Below are 19,584 nucleotides of genomic sequence, written 5' to 3'. Positions count from 1 at the left end.
ATCTCAATGGTGGTCAGGAACATCATTTGTTGGCAAATTTATTGGTAGTTTTAGCTCGAATCGAACCCCTTTGCCAGGTTCAGAGTTAAAGCTAAGTTCTCCCATAAGTTTCTGTTTCACTAGATTAAAGACTAAATTTAATCCCAAGCCAGACCCTCCTTTACCACGTTTGGTCGTAAAGAAAGGTTCAAAAATTTTCTGATGTAAAGACGCCTCTATACCACTCCCGTTGTCGCAGTATTCAATCATCATCATGTCCTCTTCTTGGTGGAACTGGATCGAAATACTTGGTGTGGTCTGTTCATTGAACGCGTGATTAATACTGTTCATAATAAGGTTTGAGATTACTTGAGTGAGCACTCCTGGGAGGCTATTCATCGCCAACTCGGTATCGCCTTTCAGTTCAGGAACCACAGGCACTTTTCGCGTTTCAGGATGTAAGCTAGCGATGAGGGCATCTAACACTTGATACACCTGAAAATGGCTACGACTTTCAGACACTTGATCGACAGCGGTTTGTTTGAAGTCTCTAATCAATTTCGCTGCTCTATTGAGATTGTGTTCGAGCATAGTGCTGCTGTCTGACATTCTTTCCATGATCGATTTAAATTGATCGGTTGTTAGGGTTTGATTGGTGAAGGCTTGGTTAGCTTCTTGGGTGATGTCACGAATCACCGAGGTAGCAGTGACTGCGATTCCCAACGGAGTATTGACTTCATGGGCAACACCAGCGACTAGCCCTCCAAGAGCGGCGAGCTTTTCTGATTCGACCAGTTGTTCTTGGGTATGCCTCAATTGCTCCATGCTTTGTTTTAAATCTAAGGTACGTGTGGCCACTGTGTGTTCTAAGTTCTGGTTAAGCTCTTCAAGTTCAATCTGAGTCAGCTTCAATTCGGTTATATTGATGGCAGTGCCGCGAAACCCAAGGAAACGATCACTTTCATAACGCGCTTTGGCTTGAAAAAGCAAATATTGGGTAATGCAGTTGAGTGTGATGGTCTCTTCACACATTGAAAAGGTGCTTCGTTGGCGGAGTTTTTCATGCAGTGACGCACAATGCTCTAAAGCCGAAAGCTGATTCATTACTGGTTTACTGATGTTGTCTATGCCAAGCGCTTCTCTCATGCTATCTGAACAATAAACAAGATGCCCTAACTCATCAGTCTCCCATAGCCAGTCTGAAGAGACGTGGGCGAACTCTTTAAGGCGCTCTTGCTCTTGCTTGATATTGTCATATAGACGAGTGACGTTACTGGTTATTTTATTGGCTTCTTCGGCAAGCCAGTCCAACTCGTCATCCTTTTCAGAGATCCAAGCTTGATGTTCAAGTTCCAAAGGATCGGCGGGGTGGCGCGGGTTGTATTTACGAAGGTACTTAGCGATTGCGAAGATCCTTTGATTGACACTGCGATGGAATACCATCAACACCAGATAACACACCAGTAACGTCTTACCTGCATTGAGAAGTAGGGTGTAAACTGCTTGCCAGATCAGGTAGTCGTAGATCTCTTGTGCATCAGACTGAACGTAAATATGACCGATTTCCTCAACGCGCGAAGTATTTGGATGCTTGTATATCAAAGGATACTTTTTGGTGATTGCGTTTTCGATGACTTCTGTGCCAGCTTCAAAAGTGTAGCCGCCACTTTCGACTCTGAGATAGTCCACTCTCGGCAAGTTCACCAAGCCATCAATCTCTTGCTGAAGAATTAAAAGGTCAAAGTCCCAAACTGAAGAGGCAATGATTGGAGCGTGTATATCGCGTATCTCAAATTGACGCTGTTTAACGGTATCGAACTCTTTCCTGTAGTCCCACGATAATTGCAGTAACGTGGTAAAAACAGTAATTAAGCCGCTAAGTAAAACCATGATAAGAATGATTCGCCGCCCGATCCGGCTGTATAAAGGACTGTTTTGGCTATCTTCTATGTCTTTACTACGAGTCATGGCATTAATTCGAAAGTTTATTTTTGAGTATAGACGTTCAAATGTTGTTTGATGCGGAAAGCGAGTGGAGAGTTTAGCTAAGGCAACTACACTAAAAGAAAAGCGAGAGGAAAGACTGATGCGATGGATATTGCTTTGCCTTATTTTTTCGTCCCCAGCATTTGCTACAAAAGTTTTACTGATTGAGAGCTATCACTCCGAGTATCCTTGGGATCAGAGCTATGTTGAAGGGATAACCTCGACACTGATCGACACCGTTGAGTTCGACACTTTTCAGATGGATACCAAACGTGTTCCTAAGGCTGACTACGCAGAAAAAGCAGACCAAGCGTATGTAAAATACCAAGAGTATCAGCCCAACATTGTCATCTTAGGTGATGATAATGCATTATCCTTTATGTTGCCGAAGCTATTTAATGAGCCGATTTCAATTGTGTTCTTAGGCATAAATTCCAACCCGAGAAAGTTACTGTCAAAATATCGTGGTCAGGCCAAAGTAACAGGGGTATTAGAGCGCCCTTTGTTTACCAAATCGTTAGGGGAGCTAGACAAACTATTTGATGTTCAGAACTTTAAAGTAAAGATTCTGTTTGATTCAGGAGTGACTTCTCAGATAGCCAAAAGCTACATCGACAAGCAATATACCTTGATAAGAGACAACCTCGGCATTGAGGTCGATAGCCAGGCGATTACCACCCAAGAAGAGTGGCAGGGTCAAGTTCTTGGGGCTAAGCAGGATGAGTTCACGGTGATCATCGTTGGACTATATCAAACGCTTGTTGATGCACAAGGTAATAATGTTCCCGCAGAGCAAGTGATTAATTGGACCAATCAGCACTCTGAGCTACCGATTTTTGCCTTTTGGGATTTCGCTGTGGGCAAAAACAAAGCAATGGGCGGTGTAGTGTTATTTGGCTATAGCCAAGGAGAGCAAGCAGCCAAGTTAGTGAATCAGATTATTGAACATGGACACAACAAACCAATCCCGATCGTAACAGGTAATCAAGGTAAAGCGATCTATTCTGAGCCAGAGCGAATGCGATGGGATTTGACTTTGCCTTCATATTGGGACTCAATTGATTAATTTGTCACTGGTTTGGGCATCTATGCGGAGAAGTTTGAACTGTGTCGGAGCAATTGATTTACAAATCACGGGATTACAGATAAAAAGAGCAAAAGAATTTGTAATTGATGACGATAATATAAAGTGATCAAACTAAGAAAGTAGAATTATGAGCGGATCAACCAGTACGATTTTAACGGAAAGTGGTACCAATGAACTTGAAATTATTGAGTTTCATTTGGTTAAGGAACTGCCTGATGGCAGCAAAAAGACGTGCTATTACGGTATCAACGTCGCTAAGGTGAGAGAGGTTATCCAAGTACCTGATACAACGGATTACCCAAATGCGCAGCCTCACATGGTGGGTGTGTTTTCATCACGTGACATCTTGACCCCGTTGGTCGATCTTGCTGGCTGGTTAGGTGTTCCGACTTCGAAAAACACAGATAAGAAGTTTGTGATTGTCACTGACTTTAACAACATGACTAATGGTTTTTTGATTGACAGTATTAGCCGTATTCACCGAATCTCTTGGAATGATGTTGAATCACCAAGCCAGTTCTTGGAAGCGGGAGAGCAAGATTGTGTTGTTGCTGTAGTACGTAAAGATGGCAACCTGATCATGATTCTCGATTTCGAAAAGATTATCGCAGATATCAACCCAGAGCTGAGTATGGAAAAATACGACGTTACTTTAGACAAGAGTGTCGATTTAAATCAGCGTATGGTGACTAAGCGAAATGCGAAAACGATCATGGTAGTGGATGATTCTGCATTTATACGTTCTATGATTCAAGATACCCTGAGTTCTGCTGGTTACAATATTATTGCTTGTAAAGACGGCGGAGAGGCTCATGATAAATTAATGAGTCTAATCGAGGTTGCCAAGGAAGAAGGGCTTCCAGTTAGCGAGTTCGTTGATGGTGTGGTTACTGATGTTGAAATGCCACGTATGGATGGCATGCACTTAGTTAAACGCCTACGTGACAGTGAAGCTTATTCAACCGTACCGATTGTGATGTTCTCATCTCTTATGAGTGAGGATAATCGTACTAAAGCACTGGCTTTGGGAGCGAACGATACGATCACCAAACCTGAGTTAGGTAAAATGGTGACCATGATGGACAAGTATATCTTTGGTAAAACCGCTTAGGTTAACCTTCTTATTTTCCAGTTAAGAATTAAGAGGCTCTTCAGGAGCCTCTTATTATTGTTAGTAGTCGTGAGTAATTAAACTTTAAAGAACCCCAGTTGCTGTTTTTGGCTCTCTGCTAAATTTGAAAGTTCTTGGCTTGCAGCAGCAGACTGAGTGATGCCCGTTACATTCTGGCTTACTAACTCGTATATATTGCCAAGGTTTTTATTAATGTCTGAGGTTACCTGACCTTGCTCTTCTGAAGCGACCGCGACTTGTGCATTGAGCGTTGTTAGCTCTGAAATAGAAGCGCTGATGTGACTTAAAGCTTCACTCACTTTAGCAGCCTGCTGTTGGTTTTGAGAAAGCATCGCAAGGCTAGAGTCCATACTGTCATTTGCGCTGCCTGATTGGCTTTGTAACTCTTCGATAATGGTTTGAATTTCTTTGGTCGACTCTTGAGTTCTTGCGGCGAGCATACGTACTTCATCTGCAACTACCGCGAAACCACGTCCGCTTTCACCAGCACGCGCCGCTTCAATAGCAGCGTTCAATGCTAGCAGGTTAGTCTGTTCTGAAATGCTTTCAATTACTTCGATAACTTTACCAATCTGCTCTGATTGGTCTTTTAGTGAATTTACGACACTTGCTGCTAGCGCTAGTTGGTCGGCCATTTTCGCGCTATCACGAGTGTTTTGTTCAAAGATAGCAAGGCTTTCACGCGCAAGTTTATCTGCATTACTAGAGGCTTGATCTGCAAGGTTGGCATTTTGCGTTACTTCACAGGCGGTACTTTCCATCTGGTTAATCGCAGAGGCAACTTGCTCGACCTCGTTTTTTTCTTGGTCAGAATTTGCACTGGATTGGGTCATTACAGCGGCGAGTTCAGTTGATGCAGATGCCACATCGACACTGATGCGAACCAGTGAGTCAACCGTCATTTTGAGTTGAGCTACCGTTGAATTGAAATCTTTAGATAACGCCGTGATTTCGTTATTACCTTCTTCGGCAACAGTCACCTTTAGATTACCTTGGGCAAGCTCTTGCATTGCGTTTTGCAGCTTGCGAATTGGAGTGACGATAATACCGGCTAACGCCCAGCTAATTGCGAATGCACCGAGTAAGACAAAGCCTAAACCAATAACAGAGTTCATCATTACACCAGAGTGAACCTGCTCATTGTATTTGACTTCAGCCATCGCAAGGGCGTTAAGTTTGTTGGACAGTGCTTCGATGGCTTTAACCATTAGGTTGCCTTTGTCACGGTACAGAGAAGATGCTTGATCGTACTGACGTTGAAAGTCCGCAGATATGCTCATCTGGCCGTGTTTCGAGTTGAGTAGTGGTACCATGGTGTTGATTGAGTAGCTCACGTAGCCTTCAATCGCTTCTTCCATTTGTTTTACTTCATTTTGTAACCCCTCGACCTCACGTAGTGAATCAAGTAGACGCAAATTATCGCTTTGTTTAGCAATGAGAGTTGATTGAAGCTGAGCGACATCTTCAGCACGGAACAAGCTATAAATGGCCTTGATACGCATGCCATAGGTGTTATCTATAATCTTGGTCAGGTTATCTTTGTGCTCTACCACGTTTTCGGTGGAAGTCGTCACCTGATTGAAAGCTGCTTTCAAGCTGTTAGTGCTGTATGTGATACCGATGATGAGTAATAGCAAAGTAAATACTACAGGTACGACAACCTGCAGCTTAATAGATAAGCCGTTTAGTAACTGGCGCATTTTGAGTCCTCTCCGATGAAATATTAATAGATTTATTATTGTTATAATGAGAGTGATTCTAATTCCTTTAGTTCATAAATCAATGATGAAATATCTTGCGCTTTTTCAAACTTTGAACAGGCGTTATGCAACTAAATATATCAATCTTTTCATCAGGTTAAAAACCAATCAATTGTGTTACATAATTTGTCAATCGCGAGTTACTGGCCGAAAAATATCTAAGTGGTATACCTCTTCCTATGAAGGAAAAGAAAAAATCATCTGTCATACAGGCTTCAACGAAGTGAAACACAACTGTCATATTCGAGTCCTAAAGTGGGCAGCGTTCAAGTGAAACACAACGGCAATAAAGCCACTTAAGGAAATTGTGATGAAAAAGACAGTAATCGGTGCAATCGCACTTCTAGGCGCAATGGCAGTGACTTCAGTTTCTGCTAAAGAAACGATCTCTGCTGTGGGTTCTAGCAGCGTAACTCCACTGATGGAAGTTTTCTCTGAAACATACATGAAGACGAACTCAAACGTATTTATCGAGGTGCAAGGGCCTGGTTCTTCGGCTGGTGTTAAAGCTGCGAAGAACGGCAGTGCCGACTTAGGTATGTCTTCACGTAACCTGAAAGACTCTGAAAAAGAGCCTGCGCTTAAAGAACTAACAGTTGCACTAGATGGTATCGCAGTCGTTGTTAACCCAAAAAATGGTTTAGACAAGCTAACGGCTGAACAAGTAACTGCGATTTACAAAGGCGACATCACTAACTGGAAAGATGTTGGTGGCGCTGATAAGCCAATCGTAGCAATCACTCGTGATACTGCTTCTGGTACTCGTGGTGCATTCGAAGACATCATGAAGCTTAAGAAGAAAATCTCTGGTAAGAAGGTTTCTGCAATCTCTCAACGTGCTCAAGTTGCAAACGGTAACGGTGCTCTAAAAACAATGGTTGCATCAAACCCTTACGCTATCGGCTACATCTCTTTAGGTACAGTTGATAACTCTGTAAACGCGCTTTCAATCGACGGTGTTGCTGCGAATGTAAACAACGTTAAGAACGGTTCTTACAAAGTTGCACGTCCATTCCTTGTTCTTTTCAAAGAAGGCAAGCCATCAGCTGAAGCTCAGAAGTTCCTAGATTGGATGGTTTCTGCTGAAGCACAAACGCTTGTAGACAATAAAGGCTACATCTCAGTTAACTAATATCAGTTAACCCTACTTACTAACTTTGCTCAGCCCACCTTTTCGGGCTGAGCGTTTTCAATCCATTTCGACTCTGCTTTGCAGCTCGAACTGTGAGATTTTCATATGACCATCGCAAATAGTGAAAAGCTTATGAATACTGAAGTGACTCAACTAAATAAGTCAGGTCTGCGTGCCCAAAAACGTGTAGATTGGAAAGAACGTATCTTTCACGGCCTATTTTTAACCAGTGCGGTTATCGGTATTGTCTCTCTAGCGGTTATCGCTTACTTCATTGTTAAAGAAAGTATCCCAGCGTTCCAAGAAGTGGGTGTTTCAGGCATCGTCTTCGGCCAAGATTGGTTACCGCCGGCGCTTTATGGTGTTGCTACCATGATTGTTGCCTCTGTGGTATCAACCTTAGGTGCGGTTGTAGTTGGTGTGCCAGTTGGCGTTCTAACTGCGATTTACATTGCTGAAATCGCGCCAAAACGTGTGGCAGACATTATTCGCCCTGCGGTAGAGCTTTTAGCGGGTATCCCATCGGTCGTATACGGCTTCTTCGGTCTGGTTATCATCGTTCCTCTGATTCAAAATATCTTCAATGTTCCGGCAGGTAACACGATTCTAGCGGGTATTATCGTGCTGGGTGTGATGATTCTTCCAACGGTTATCACGGTATCTGAAACTTCGATTCGCGCAGTACCAAGGACATATAAGGAAGGTTCGTTAGCACTAGGCGCTTCGAAAATTTTTACTATCTTCAAACTGTTAGTACCTGCTGCTCGAAGCGGTATTATGACCGGTGTGATTTTGGGTATCGGCCGTGCCCTTGGTGAAACCATGGCAATCATCATGGTAATGGGTAATGCGCCAGCGATGCCTGAAGGTATCCTTGATTCTGCCCGAACTCTAACGGCGAACATTGCGATTGAAATGTCTTACGCAAGTGGTGTCCACGCGAACGCACTTTACGCAACAGGTGTTGTTCTACTGGTGTTTATTATGTCTCTGAATGCGGTTCTGCTTTACCTTAACCGCGAGAAAGCGAGGTAATGACCATGTCTCAATTATCGCAATCACCTAGCCAATCAAAGGTCTCGCAAATGGATACAGCAAAGCTGAAAAAGGCACGTCAGACTAAAGACAATATCTTAAATGCATTTGTGTGGGCCTCTGCCGCACTAACGGTTGGATTTCTATTCTGGATTATTTGGTACATTTTATCGAATGGTCTTAAGCATGTAGATTGGGCATTCATTACCGATAACTATACAGCGACTGGAGAAGAAAAAGGCATCTTCCCAATGATTGTGTCGACCATATACATGGTTATCGCCTCAATTGCTGTTGCCGCACCTCTTGGCATCATGACGGCAATCTACTTAACCGAGTACGCTAAAGTGGGTAGTCGTTTGGTTAAGGTTATCCGTTTTTGTACTGAGTCACTGGCCGGTATACCATCGATCATCTTTGGCCTATTCGGTATGACTTTCTTTGTTGCGATTCTTGGCCTTGGTTTCTCGATTCTATCGGGTGCTCTAACACTAAGTATCCTTATTCTGCCAGTGATTATTCGTACCACGGAAGAAGCGCTTATGGCAGTACCACAAACTTATCGTGAAGGCTCTTATGCGCTAGGATCTTCAAAAATCTACACCATCTGGCGCCTTATCTTACCTAGTGCGACGCCAGGTATCTTAACTTCGGTCATTCTAAGTATCGGTCGTGTTATTGGTGAATCAGCACCAGTTTTTTTAACGGCGGGTATGGTTGCGCGAATTCCGGATTCGTTACTCGATTCAGGGCGCACGCTGACGGTTCATCTATATAAGCTAACAACCGAGCTGTTCACTATTGAAGAGTGGAATCAAGCGTACGGTACAGCAACAGTGCTGATTGTAGTGGTCTTATTGATTAATACGGCGACTAAGTTCATTGCTAGCCGCTTTAACAAAGCTACGTATTAAGCCTACTCAGCACAGTTAGACACGAATTATAGAATTAAGAGACTAAGAACATGAACAAGTTTAATATTGAAAACCTAGATCTATTTTATGGCGAAAACCAAGCACTTAAGTCAATTAACCTTCCAGTTCCAGAGCGCCAAGTTACCGCTTTGATCGGTCCATCTGGCTGTGGTAAATCAACGTTATTGCGCTGCTTGAACCGAATGAATGACCTGATTGAAGGTGTGAAGATAACGGGGCGTCTAGATATGGACGGTGACGACATCTACGGAAACATTGATGTTGCAGATCTGCGTATCAAGGTTGGTATGGTTTTCCAAAAGCCAAACCCATTCCCAATGAGCATCTATGAGAATGTTGCGTACGGTCTACGGGCTCAAGGTATCAAAGATAAAAAACACATCGACGAAGTAGTAGAGCGCTCGTTGCGTGGTGCCGCATTATGGGATGAAGTAAAAGATCGCCTTAAGTCTCATGCATTTGGTTTGTCTGGTGGTCAGCAGCAACGTCTGTGTATCGCTCGTACGATAGCGATGGAACCGGATGTTATCCTAATGGATGAACCCACCTCAGCACTTGACCCAATAGCAACTCATAAAATTGAAGAGCTAATGGAAGAGTTAAAGAAAAACTACACAATCGTCATCGTCACTCACTCAATGCAGCAAGCGCGCCGTATTTCTGACCGTACTGCGTTTTTCTTAATGGGAGAGCTTGTAGAGCACAACGATACTCAGGTGATCTTCAGTACACCGAAAGATGACCGCACTAAAGGTTATGTAAACGGTGACTTCGGTTAACCAGTTACTAAGAGAATATTATAACTATAAGCGATGGTACTTTGCCCCTCTTTATGAGGGGCTTTTTTATGTCTTTTAGAAGATGTATTCAGTTAGGGCTATCGCATTTGACTCAAACAAGAAGTGCTGCAAAGTATGCGCGTCAAATTCACCTAGTGTTTTAACCAACGGTGTTGGTAGCATCCACCTTCCTAGAAGCGTGCTTTTCTATGTACATTCGGCTGTCAGCGATGAGCATGAGTTCGTTGCTCTCTTCTGCGTCTTCCGGGAAATGCGCACTGCCAACACTCGAACTCATATGAATCGCGGTCCCATCCGTTACTATGATTGAAGCTCGCATTTTGTGGTGAATGTCATTGGTAATAGAGGCGATTTCGTTTTCATCGATTTTGTCACTTATCACAGCAAACTCATCTCCCCCTATACGGTAGCATATTGCATCTAAGCAACTTAACCTTTCAGCGAATGCTTTGAGTACCCTGTCTCCTGCTTGATGGCCGTGTTGGTCGTTCACTTCTTTGAAATCATTCAGGTCAAGCAAGAACAGGTGGAATGGGTAGTCGTTGTGAATTCTCCATTTCAGATCGTTAAACAACGCTAAGCGGTTTGCGATGCCAGTTAACGAGTCTGTTAGCGACTGTTGTCGATGGTATTCAGACTCTTTGTGGAGTATGAATGTGACTAGTACGACGCATACGATCAGCAAGAGCAAAGAAGTTAATTGGATCTGGTTTAAATTTTTTGCTGCTTGTTGTTGGTATTCATACAAAGGACTTTTAACACGAAAGTTGGTGTTCACATACTTAATCATCGAATGATAGAGGGCGTCTAACTCAACTGAAAGGGCATCTGCTTGTTGCTGTGAATTTAATTGCTCAAGCTTAGGCTCTAAAGATTGGAAGTGGGTAAATAGTGTTGTGAAAAACTCTCTTGCTCCTGGTAGCGAGATAAACGAGTCCGCTTCATCGCTTGTGAGTAGCAGATCAAAACGCGACCAAGTAAGCTCATATTTCAACAAAGCATTATCTAGATACTCATTATTGTTGGTCGAAAAGGGCACAATGGCTTTTAACTCGGTGAACTCTTTAGTCAACTGAAGCAAAAACCAGGTAGCTTGGTTTTGTTGTTCACTGTATGACTGGGCATGCTGTCGAGTTGCCGAAAGAAAGAATAGGTTGGCAGCAATCAACACAACGCTAAGGAGAAGCAGTAAATACTTTGCGCGTTTTAATAACGTAGAAGGATCACTTGTATTATTGAGTTTCCACATCTTCTTTTCTATGCACCATTATCTCATCAATTTGCCACACCATTTGTGAATGAAATACGGCATTATCGATCTCTGGGTTCTTATCTAAATCAAAGACCAGCCAATAAGGGCCTTTGTTTCGAACCTTCATTTTTTTGTCATTCATTTTGTATGCAACAATGGGTTCATATTGCAGAATATCTTCAATTTGAGAACTTGCGGCGTAATCGTTAAGTGCTATGAAAGAGATGGAGAAAGCATCGTCTATGGCTAGGTATTTCAATAGTTCGGTGACTTTGAAGCCGGTATATTTGTTTTTATTTGGATACCAAGGAAGATCGGTAGTGAATGAAGTTGGCTTTAAATGTGTGGTGATATCTGTATGGGAGAGAAATATGGGTTGTTGTTCTCCAACGCGGATAACGAGTGGGGCAGCGAGAATCTGAAAACTCGCGACTAGTGATAGAAATACTAGCAACCACCTCATAAGCACTCCTGCATCTAATATTATTATGCAATGTATCATTAATTATATGATGAGATGATTAGTTAGGTAGTTTTAATTTCTATTCTACCAATCAACTAGCCAATTAGTAGTAGAGGAATGTTAGGCACAAAAAAGCCCCCGAAGGGGCTCAAAGAAAAGTTGATTAGAATATGAGGTGAGCCACTCCGGCAATCACTGGTAAGGTAATCAAGGTACGCAAGATGAAGATTGCGAACAACTCAAAGATATTCACTGGAATACGGCTACCAAGCAGTAGAGCACCAACTTCAGACATGTAAATCAACTGTGTTACTGACATAGCTGCGATGACAAAGCGAGTCATTTCATTGTCAATTGAAGCGGCTAAAATTGCAGGAATAAACATATCTGCAAAGCCAACAACGATCGTTTCTGATGCTGCCGCCGCTTCAGGTACTCCTAGCAGTTCAAGGAATGGGATGAAAGGTTGACCAAGAACACTAAACACTGAAGTGTACTCGGCAATTACAAGTGCAATCGTACCTAAGCCCATAACGACAGGAAGCACGCCGAATACCATATCGACGGCATTACGTACTCCTTCACCAAAGACACCTTTAACCGACTTCACCTGAGCTGCTTTCTTTAGCGCCAGATCCAAACCCCATGAGAAAGCTGTGTGCCCTAGAGGAATCGCATCTGCATCTTTGTCTGGGGTTGAACCGTCGATGAAGGTGTTTTTCTTAAAGCTTAATGGCGGAAGGCGAGGGATGATAATTGCCGCAACTAAACCCGCTAAGCAGATAGCACCATAGAATGGCAGGAATAGGTGTTCTAGCTCTACCTGAGCAATGACGACTAAACTGAAGGTAATCGAGACTGCAGAAAAAGTTGTACCGACAACAGCGGCTTCACGTTGCGTATAGAACTTGTTTTCATACTGCTTACTTGTAAGAAGGATACCGACAGAACCATCACCAAGCCAAGACGCCATACAGTCAATGGCGCTACGTCCTGGTAGATTAAATACTGGACGCATCACTTTACTCAGTAATGTGCCGAATAATTCTAGCAAGCCAAAGTTAAGGAGTAGCGGTAACAGTAATCCCGCGAAAATGAAGACAGAAAATAGAGTAGGTAGTAGCCCTTCAAGAACAAGGCCACCTGTGTTTTCTTCCCATACGGCGTTTGGTCCTACTTGGAAAAATGTCATGGTGACAGCGGCGCCACCAATTAACCTTACGGCTAGCCAAAGTGGGCTTGGATTGAATAATCCATTTAGAAAGTCATTGCTAGCGATAAAAGCAGGTGTTTTGATCCGGCACAGTGCAGAGGCTACAGCCATAAATGCGATGATAGCCGTTATCATACCAACTAGGTGGTCACCAAAAATGGCTTGGATTGATTTCGCCAGTACTGCGACAGGAATAGTGATATCGCCTTCGTAGCTGATCGGAGCCATAAAAAGGAACAGACCGACTAATGAAGGAATAAAGAACATCCAAAAGTTACTTTTGCCCTTTGGCTGTTCTGTTGATTGAGCGCTATTTTGCATACGTTTCTCGAGTTACAACTAGTTAAATAGTATAGCCATTCCGAATGGCATATATATTCACTAAACATCCATATATTATCAAACTGGCGCAAGATTAATGACTTTTATGCATCCTTGCAATACTATTCAATAAATATCGTTAAATATTCACAATAAAGCGTTGAATATTTGTAATTTAGTGGTTGAATGTATCGAGGATGTTAAATTGTTTGCCTGTGTGTTTCAAGTGATGTGGCACATTATTTGTTCGTACTATGGTTGAAAAGGAAGCGCCAATAGGCAAGAGCGAGTATGAAAGCCAAAGCGACAGGTAGCAGTAATGCTGCTATTGAGTAAAGTGAAAACAACTTGGCGCCTAAAACACCACCGAATAAAAATCCACAGAAAATAAACATAAATAGTTTAGCTTTCCTATAGTCGAAGCTCTCCCCACGTAACTTTGCCCCAACCATCAGCCCTAAATCAGTGATGATCCCTGTCAGATGGGTAGTCCGAACAATCGCCCCGCTAAAAGTCGTGATCATCGCGTTTTGTAGGCCACATGCGGCTGAAGCGAAGTATTGCCCTGAAAGGTAGTTTCTATCAAGTAGCCAATACGCGCCTAGTAGTAACAAGCCCTCAACGCACAGTGCGACTCCGTATCTACGGCCTAGCTTAAGAGCAGTGCTCTCGATAAATAGCCCACTTAGTATGGCACCACATAGAAAACTGAATAGGATGAGAAACAGATGACTAGTTTGCGCATTGAGTTCTTTTATTGACGCCCCTAGTAAGGTTACTGTACCAGATATATGTGAAACCGCTTGGTGCTGGAAACCGAGCAACCCAATGGCATTGACAGTGCCTGCCAATAAGGCGAGTAGAAAAGCGCCATACTCTACCCAACGAGGAAGTTTGGTGATCAAAATTGGCTCCTTAGATTAGGGCGCAATTATAGAGCGACTATGCTTCCTTCGGTAGAGGGAAGTTACCGAGAAAATTGATCCGAAACAATGAAGCGAAAAGATCTAATGGTAGTGTTCCATCTGACAGTCAAACTTAACCCACCCATGTTTCTTCTCCTCATAAACTGAAAAACTTGGAGTGGGGAAATCTTGCTCGTTGAATACGCCGACAGGCACAACAATAAAATCGGGTGCAGCTTGTAGGCTGAGTAGCATAGTCGTACTGCATCTTGGACAAAAAGAGTAGGTCACTTGATTGCCAGAATCACTTATTCGAGTGTAATCCACCAGTTCACCGCTAAAGGAAACTTGCTCTTTTAAAAAGCGAGCTTGTACACCAAATACGCTACCAGTCCGTTTTTGACAGTCAAAGCAATGGCAAATAGCGGTACGGGTAGGCTCACCATGACAAACTAAGTTGGCTTGACCGCAACTGCAACCTGCTATTCGAACTTTCTTGTGCTGTACCATTTTAACTCCTATTTATACCCTGTTAACATGGTGGCGATTATTCTAAAGACTTCAACAAGACCTTAACTAAGATGAAAAAGCGCCTATTACCTGTTCCACTTATCCTTTTGATTCCTATCGTATTGCTAATAATAGTTTCTGTGGCAGGGGTTTACCGATTTAGCCTTAGTGATGAAGAAATTTTAGCCAAATTTCCTAGCCAAGTCTCGCAAACAGATCCCGTAATGCAAACCGTGTTTTCGATTAAAACTGCAAATCCTTGGACAGTCAAAATTCCTGAAAGTAGTGCCTTTACATTTATAGATGATATGGATCAGCTACCAATTGTTAAAGGAACATACGAAGACGGTGCTGAACGAGGTGTGGTTTCGACTAATACTGATTTTAATGTCCAGGTAAACGAGACGACCTATGTGTCCCCTTTTGCTGTGAGCAATCAAGGCTCCGGTACTTTCTATTATCTGCTTGTCTCTAAGTATGACGAATTTAGACAGCGCATGGTAACTAAGGGAGCAACTTACCTAGGGGACCGAATTCGTGTACAAGAGTTGTCGGTAGGAGGCTCTGTGGTGACCGTTAAACTCTTGGAACGTGATGAACATCAAGCCATGTCTGAGGAGCCTTCTAAATTAACCACTATACTTTTCAAGGTAACTGAGCAAGATAGCTTAGAAAAGCAATAGGGTGGAAGAACCCGATGTATCCGCATTGAATATGTGCGATAGATTGCTTATGATTTGACCTAGCAAGTTGTGAGATGGAATTGAATTGTCGTTAATGGAGTAAACTATGATTAATAAGCGTTTTTTTAAAACGAAAGATGAAGTTGAAGTTACCTTTGAACTTTCAGCTGATGAAGTAGGTCAATCAGTTGCAATTGTCGCTGACTTTCTAGACTGGCAACCTGCCGAAATGAAAAAAGTCGCGAAGTCTAAATCGTATAAATTCAAGACTCGTCTACCTAAAGATAGCCAGTTTGAGTTCAGGTATTTGGTAGACAAAGAAAAATGGGTCAATGATCCGCAAGCCGACCAGTATCGTCCGAACGGATATGGTGAAGATAACGGTTTAATCTCGACTTATCAGTAATACCGATAGGTCCAGAAATAAGCTCTAATCTAGATAAATAAAGGTGCATTCTGCGCCTTTTTTGATTTAAATCTGACAATTCGAAGGTGACAAGTTCTAGATAAATTCGTAACCTTATGCCTTTGTTTATATCAGGTAATAGGTCAAATTGTGCTAACTAGAAGTTTGAAGACTCGCTTCCAACAGTTGTCTAGACCCAAAAAGATGATGGTGGTGAGTTTACCTCTCTTGGCTGCAGTCGCTCTTTCAAGTGTTCCCAAGCATGGCAAATACCATCGCACTATTGATCTCTCCCTCCCTGAATCATCACTTGTATCAGATTTTCTGCTCGACAATGACGTTGTTCGTGATGTGCCTGATTATGAGTATGTGATACAAGCGGGTGATAACCTAAGTTCTATTTTCGAACAGTTAGGCTTCGGCTACAGTGAGCTTATGAAGATCATGGAAACTGATCTTAACTTCCTTGCCTTAGATACGCTAAAACCTGGAAACACACTTAGATTCTGGCGCGATGAAGAAACTGGTCATTTAGGCAAAATGGAGCTTGAGTTTAGTCTCGTTGAACGTGCGCTCTATAATAGGCTTGATGACGGTAGCTATGAGTTTGCAGATGTTAAGATTCCGGGTGTTTGGAAGTCGTTCCCTATGGTCGGAGAAATCAATGGTAGCTTTTCTCAGTCAGTCAACGCTCTGGGATTAGGCAAGGGTGAAATCGATCAAGTGGTGGGACTGCTCAAAGATAAGATCAATTTTGCACGTGATTTGCGTGCAGGCGATAAATTTGAAGTGGTTCAATCTCGTCAGTTTGTTGGAGAGCAGCTTACTGGTAACCAAGAGATTCAAGCGATTAAGATTTACAATCGTGGTCGTGTCCTTTCTGCGTATCTTCACAGTGATGGCCAGTATTACGATTACAGTGGTGACAGTTTACAACGTGCTTTCCAACGCAAGCCTGTTAATGGTCGATACCGGTTGAGTTCGAATTTTAACCCGACTCGTAAGCACCCTGTGACGGGACGAGTATCTCCTCACAATGGTACGGACTGGGCAACACCAACGGGTACTCCTATTGTCTCGACCGGTGATGGTGTGGTTATCATGACGCGCAAACACCCTTACGCGGGTAACTATGTGGTTATCCAACACGGGAGCCGCTACAAAACACGTTACCTTCATTTGAGTAAGATTTTGGTGCGCAAAGGTCAGAAGATTTCCCGTGGTCAGCGAATTGGATTATCTGGCGCAACAGGTCGTGTTACAGGCCCTCATATTCACTATGAGTTGATTGACCGTGGTAGACCTGTCAATGCAATGAAAGCCAATATCCCAATGGCAAGTTCAGTGCCGAAGAAGCAGATGGCATCATTCCAGTCTCATAGAGATGAGATGGATAAGATGCTCAAGCAAAGGGAAATCGAACTCGCTAAGCAACCGAGTGGTGCGAGTACCAGTTGAGTTTGACATGTGATAGTAAAAAGGCTTCCGTTATGGAAGCCTTTGCTCGTCATAAGTTTGATTACTTGTTTGCGTTGCCCAATTGTAACCAAGTATCGATAACTGTATCCGGGTTGAGCGAAACAGAGCTAATACCTTGCGCCATCAACCACTCAGCTAAGTCTTCATGATCCGACGGACCTTGACCACAGATCCCAACGTACTTGCCAGCTTTAGTTGCGGCATCAATGGCCATCTTGAGCATGGCTTTCACCGCAGGGTTACGCTCATCAAACAGGTGTGCAACATCCCCTGAGTCACGGTCTAACCCAAGAGTTAGCTGAGTCATATCGTTTGAACCAATAGAGAATCCATCAAAGTATTTCAGGAACTCATCGGCTAGTATCGCGTTCGATGGCAATTCACACATCATGATCACTTTTAAACCTTGGTCGCCACGACGCAAATCAAACTTGGCTAAAAGGTCGATGACCGAAGCCGCTTCACTTGGTGTACGAACGAATGGGATCATGATCTCGACATTTTTAAGACCCATTTGGTTACGAACGCGCTTGATCGCTTGCGTTTCTAACTCAAAGCAGTCTTCAAATACTGGCGAGATATAGCGTGATGCGCCACGGAAACCAAGCATTGGGTTCTCTTCGTGTGGTTCAAAGCTCTTACCGCCGACCAGGTTGCTGTATTCGTTAGACTTAAAGTCAGACATACGAACGATCACACGCTTAGGCCAGAATGCTGCACCAATTGTAGCAATACCTTCCGTTAGTTTACTTACATAGAAGTCGATTGGATCTTGGTAGCCACGGATACGCTGGTTGATTTCGGCTTTTAGCTCGTCACTTTGCTCGTCAAAGTTCAGTAGCGCTTTCGGGTGAATACCAATCATCTTGTTGATAATGAACTCTAGCCGCGCTAGACCTACACCTTCGTTAGGTATTTGTGCGAAGTCAAAGGCGCGATCTGGGTTACCTACGTTCATCATCACTTTAGTTGGAAGCATTGGCAGTTCATCAACAGCAGAGCGCTTCACTTCGAACTCAAGCTCACCCTGGTAAACGTAGCCTGTTTCACCTTCAGAGCAAGAAACCGTTACGGTTGTACCGTCATCAAGGCTAGTGGTTGCATTGCCACAGCCAACAATGGCCGGAATGCCTAGTTCACGAGCAATGATCGCCGCGTGGCACGTTCGGCCACCACGGTTGGTGACTATTGCAGACGCCTTTTTCATCACAGGTTCCCAGTCTGGGTCTGTCATATCAGTGACAAGTACGTCGCCATCTTGCACCAAAGACATCTGATCAAGTGAATCAACCAAGCGTACCGGGCCAGAACCAATGCGTTGACCAATAGCGCGACCTTCGACTAAAACGTCAGCTTTATTACTTAGCTCATAACGCTCAATCACGTTCTGCTCGCTTTGGGAACATACTGTTTCCGGGCGTGCTTGTACAATATAAAGCTTACCGTCGATGCCATCTTTTGCCCACTCAATGTCCATAGGACGCTGGTAGTGTTTTTCGATGATCATTGCTTGTTTCGCTAGCTCTTTGATCTCTTCATCGTTAAGAGAGAAGGCCTGACGCTCTTGCTCAGAGGTATCAATAATGTCGACCTGCTTACCAATCTCTTGGTTAGTTGAGTAGATCATTTTGATCAGTTTAGAGCCAAAGGTTTTCTTAACGATTGGGTAGTGACCCGCTTCGAGCATCGGCTTGTGGACGTAAAACTCGTCAGGGTTAACTGCGCCTTGTACAACCATTTCGCCAAGGCCCCAAGAAGAAGTAATAAAGACAACTTGGTCGAAGCCTGACTCAGTATCTAGGGTGAACATAACACCTGAAGATGCTTTGTCAGAGCGAACCATGCGTTGAATACCTGCTGAAAGCGAGATTCCGCGATGGTCGAAGCCTTGGTGAACACGGTACGAAATAGCACGGTCGTTGAACAGTGACGCGTAAACGTGTTTCGTTGCTTCAAGGACGGCATCGATGCCTTTCACGTTAAGGAAAGTCTCTTGCTGACCAGCGAAAGAAGCGTCTGGTAAGTCTTCAGCGGTGGCTGATGAACGAACAGCGACTGAAAGTTCATCATTGCCGCCAATAAGTTCTTGGTAATTTTCACGTATATCCTGCTCTAGATCAGCAGGGAAGGGGGCTTCTAAAACCCATTGACGGATGGTAGCACCTGTCTTACGCAGAGCGTCTACATCATCAACGTCCAGTTCATCCAGCAATTGGTGAATGCGGTCATCCAGTCCTTCAAAATCTAGGAACTGGTTAAACGCGTAGGAAGTGGTCGCAAAACCGTTTGGTACTGAAACGCCAGCATTGGACAGGTTTGAAACCATTTCACCAAGTGAGGCATTCTTACCGCCGACTTTGTCGACATCTTCCATGGATAGGCCATCGAACCAAAGGGTGTTATTTTGCATGTCTTTCTCCAGAAACATTGCAGCTTTGTAGGGATTGGGCAAACGATTACGTAAAAGCTTAAAAAAATTCGCAAGGAATTTTCAAAGCTGTGGGGG

The 19,584-nt window shown here is 43.4% G+C and carries 17 protein-coding genes; 9 read left to right on the top strand and 8 right to left on the bottom strand.

Annotated elements, in window-relative coordinates; translation table 11 throughout:
- Positions 1–3: 3 nt before the first annotated feature.
- Positions 4–1,947, bottom strand: a complete 1,944-nt coding sequence (locus ZX61_RS02955) for a PAS domain-containing sensor histidine kinase (RefSeq protein ID WP_200904207.1) — start codon at positions 1,945–1,947, stop codon at positions 4–6.
- Positions 1,948–2,065: 118 nt separating this feature from the next.
- On the opposite strand from ZX61_RS02955, the gene ZX61_RS02950 reads away from it, so the two are divergent.
- On the top strand, positions 2,066–3,031 hold the full coding sequence (locus ZX61_RS02950) for an ABC transporter substrate-binding protein (RefSeq protein WP_049843219.1): 966 nt from the start codon (positions 2,066–2,068) through the stop codon (positions 3,029–3,031).
- A 148-nt stretch (positions 3,032–3,179) separates the two neighbouring features.
- Positions 3,180–4,163, top strand: a complete 984-nt coding sequence (locus tag ZX61_RS02945) for a chemotaxis protein (RefSeq protein ID WP_049843218.1) — start codon at positions 3,180–3,182, stop codon at positions 4,161–4,163.
- A gap of 77 nt (positions 4,164–4,240) precedes the next feature.
- Here the strand turns inward: ZX61_RS02945 and ZX61_RS02940 are convergent, their stop codons facing one another.
- Entirely contained in the window at positions 4,241–5,884 is a 1,644-nt protein-coding gene (locus ZX61_RS02940; protein ID WP_049843217.1) for a methyl-accepting chemotaxis protein, read from the bottom strand.
- Positions 5,885–6,254: 370 nt separating this feature from the next.
- Between ZX61_RS02940 and ZX61_RS02935 the strand changes: the two genes are divergently transcribed.
- The 4 genes from ZX61_RS02935 to pstB all read left to right on the top strand — a co-directional run bounded on the left by ZX61_RS02935 (position 6,255) and on the right by pstB (position 9,825).
- A complete protein-coding gene (locus tag ZX61_RS02935) occupies positions 6,255–7,076 on the top strand; it encodes a phosphate ABC transporter substrate-binding protein (protein ID WP_049843216.1) in 822 nt (273 codons plus the stop codon).
- Between the two features lie 105 nt (positions 7,077–7,181).
- Positions 7,182–8,111, top strand: coding sequence for a phosphate ABC transporter permease subunit PstC (gene pstC / locus ZX61_RS02930; protein ID WP_049843215.1), 930 nt, complete (start codon positions 7,182–7,184; stop codon positions 8,109–8,111).
- A gap of 50 nt (positions 8,112–8,161) precedes the next feature.
- Positions 8,162–9,025 carry a phosphate ABC transporter permease PstA gene (gene pstA / locus ZX61_RS02925; RefSeq protein WP_049843442.1) on the top strand — a complete coding sequence of 288 codons (864 nt, stop codon included), beginning with the start codon at positions 8,162–8,164 and terminating at the stop codon, positions 9,023–9,025.
- Between the two features lie 50 nt (positions 9,026–9,075).
- Positions 9,076–9,825, top strand: coding sequence for a phosphate ABC transporter ATP-binding protein PstB (gene pstB / locus ZX61_RS02920; RefSeq protein WP_049843214.1), 750 nt, complete (start codon positions 9,076–9,078; stop codon positions 9,823–9,825).
- Between the two features lie 160 nt (positions 9,826–9,985).
- On the opposite strand, the gene ZX61_RS02915 is transcribed toward pstB, so the two are convergent.
- The 5 genes from ZX61_RS02915 to ZX61_RS02895 all read right to left on the bottom strand — a co-directional run bounded on the left by ZX61_RS02915 (position 9,986) and on the right by ZX61_RS02895 (position 14,510).
- Positions 9,986–11,095 (bottom strand): GGDEF domain-containing protein, encoded by a 1,110-nt coding sequence (locus tag ZX61_RS02915; protein WP_049843213.1) that lies wholly within the window; start codon positions 11,093–11,095, stop codon positions 9,986–9,988.
- A complete protein-coding gene (locus tag ZX61_RS02910) occupies positions 11,079–11,561 on the bottom strand; it encodes a molybdopterin-dependent oxidoreductase (RefSeq protein ID WP_049843212.1) in 483 nt (160 codons plus the stop codon). Before ZX61_RS02910 ends, ZX61_RS02915 begins: the two co-directional genes overlap by 17 nt.
- A 163-nt stretch (positions 11,562–11,724) precedes the next feature.
- Positions 11,725–13,095: a YjiH family protein gene (locus ZX61_RS02905; protein ID WP_049843211.1), complete on the bottom strand. Its 1,371-nt coding sequence runs from the start codon at positions 13,093–13,095 to the stop codon at positions 11,725–11,727.
- A gap of 239 nt (positions 13,096–13,334) precedes the next feature.
- Entirely contained in the window at positions 13,335–14,000 is a 666-nt protein-coding gene (locus ZX61_RS02900; RefSeq protein WP_049843210.1) for a YoaK family protein, read from the bottom strand.
- Between the two features lie 102 nt (positions 14,001–14,102).
- Positions 14,103–14,510 (bottom strand): GFA family protein, encoded by a 408-nt coding sequence (locus ZX61_RS02895; RefSeq protein ID WP_049843209.1) that lies wholly within the window; start codon positions 14,508–14,510, stop codon positions 14,103–14,105.
- 71 nt (positions 14,511–14,581) lie between these two features.
- Between ZX61_RS02895 and ZX61_RS02890 the strand changes: the two genes are divergently transcribed.
- The 3 genes from ZX61_RS02890 (at position 14,582) to ZX61_RS02880 (ending at position 17,057) form a co-directional block, all read left to right on the top strand.
- A complete protein-coding gene (locus tag ZX61_RS02890; protein WP_049843208.1) occupies positions 14,582–15,193 on the top strand; it encodes a hypothetical protein in 612 nt (203 codons plus the stop codon).
- A gap of 106 nt (positions 15,194–15,299) precedes the next feature.
- The gene (locus ZX61_RS02885) at positions 15,300–15,599 is read left to right on the top strand and encodes an isoamylase early set domain-containing protein (RefSeq protein WP_049843207.1); all 300 of its coding nucleotides are present in this window, start codon (positions 15,300–15,302) and stop codon (positions 15,597–15,599) included.
- A gap of 204 nt (positions 15,600–15,803) precedes the next feature.
- Positions 15,804–17,057: a peptidoglycan DD-metalloendopeptidase family protein gene (locus ZX61_RS02880; RefSeq protein WP_049843206.1), complete on the top strand. Its 1,254-nt coding sequence runs from the start codon at positions 15,804–15,806 to the stop codon at positions 17,055–17,057.
- A 61-nt stretch (positions 17,058–17,118) separates the two neighbouring features.
- Here the strand turns inward: ZX61_RS02880 and ppsA are convergent, their stop codons facing one another.
- A complete protein-coding gene (gene ppsA, locus ZX61_RS02875; protein WP_049843205.1) occupies positions 17,119–19,488 on the bottom strand; it encodes a phosphoenolpyruvate synthase in 2,370 nt (789 codons plus the stop codon).
- Positions 19,489–19,584 lie beyond the last annotated feature (96 nt).

The organism is Vibrio sp. VPAP30 (genome assembly GCF_001188205.1).
Lineage (GTDB): Bacteria > Pseudomonadota > Gammaproteobacteria > Enterobacterales > Vibrionaceae > Vibrio > Vibrio bivalvicida.
This window is presented reverse-complemented; position numbering and strand designations above follow the sequence as displayed.

What these genes read in the sequence shown, in the direction of transcription:
- ZX61_RS02955 (WP_200904207.1), bottom strand. Translation starts at nt 1,947, where the DNA reads ATGACTCGTAGTAAAGACATAGAAGATAGCCAAAACAGTCCTTTATAC.
- ZX61_RS02950 (WP_049843219.1), top strand. Translation starts at nt 2,066, where the DNA reads ATGCGATGGATATTGCTTTGCCTTATTTTTTCGTCCCCAGCATTTGCT.
- ZX61_RS02945 (WP_049843218.1), top strand. Translation starts at nt 3,180, where the DNA reads ATGAGCGGATCAACCAGTACGATTTTAACGGAAAGTGGTACCAATGAA.
- ZX61_RS02940 (WP_049843217.1), bottom strand. Translation starts at nt 5,884, where the DNA reads ATGCGCCAGTTACTAAACGGCTTATCTATTAAGCTGCAGGTTGTCGTA.
- ZX61_RS02935 (WP_049843216.1), top strand. Translation starts at nt 6,255, where the DNA reads ATGAAAAAGACAGTAATCGGTGCAATCGCACTTCTAGGCGCAATGGCA.
- pstC (WP_049843215.1), top strand. Translation starts at nt 7,182, where the DNA reads ATGACCATCGCAAATAGTGAAAAGCTTATGAATACTGAAGTGACTCAA.
- pstA (WP_049843442.1), top strand. Translation starts at nt 8,162, where the DNA reads ATGGATACAGCAAAGCTGAAAAAGGCACGTCAGACTAAAGACAATATC.
- pstB (WP_049843214.1), top strand. Translation starts at nt 9,076, where the DNA reads ATGAACAAGTTTAATATTGAAAACCTAGATCTATTTTATGGCGAAAAC.
- ZX61_RS02915 (WP_049843213.1), bottom strand. Translation starts at nt 11,095, where the DNA reads ATGTGGAAACTCAATAATACAAGTGATCCTTCTACGTTATTAAAACGC.
- ZX61_RS02910 (WP_049843212.1), bottom strand. Translation starts at nt 11,561, where the DNA reads ATGAGGTGGTTGCTAGTATTTCTATCACTAGTCGCGAGTTTTCAGATT.
- ZX61_RS02905 (WP_049843211.1), bottom strand. Translation starts at nt 13,095, where the DNA reads ATGCAAAATAGCGCTCAATCAACAGAACAGCCAAAGGGCAAAAGTAAC.
- ZX61_RS02895 (WP_049843209.1), bottom strand. Translation starts at nt 14,510, where the DNA reads ATGGTACAGCACAAGAAAGTTCGAATAGCAGGTTGCAGTTGCGGTCAA.
- ZX61_RS02890 (WP_049843208.1), top strand. Translation starts at nt 14,582, where the DNA reads ATGAAAAAGCGCCTATTACCTGTTCCACTTATCCTTTTGATTCCTATC.
- ZX61_RS02885 (WP_049843207.1), top strand. Translation starts at nt 15,300, where the DNA reads ATGATTAATAAGCGTTTTTTTAAAACGAAAGATGAAGTTGAAGTTACC.
- ZX61_RS02880 (WP_049843206.1), top strand. Translation starts at nt 15,804, where the DNA reads ATGATGGTGGTGAGTTTACCTCTCTTGGCTGCAGTCGCTCTTTCAAGT.
- ppsA (WP_049843205.1), bottom strand. Translation starts at nt 19,488, where the DNA reads ATGCAAAATAACACCCTTTGGTTCGATGGCCTATCCATGGAAGATGTC.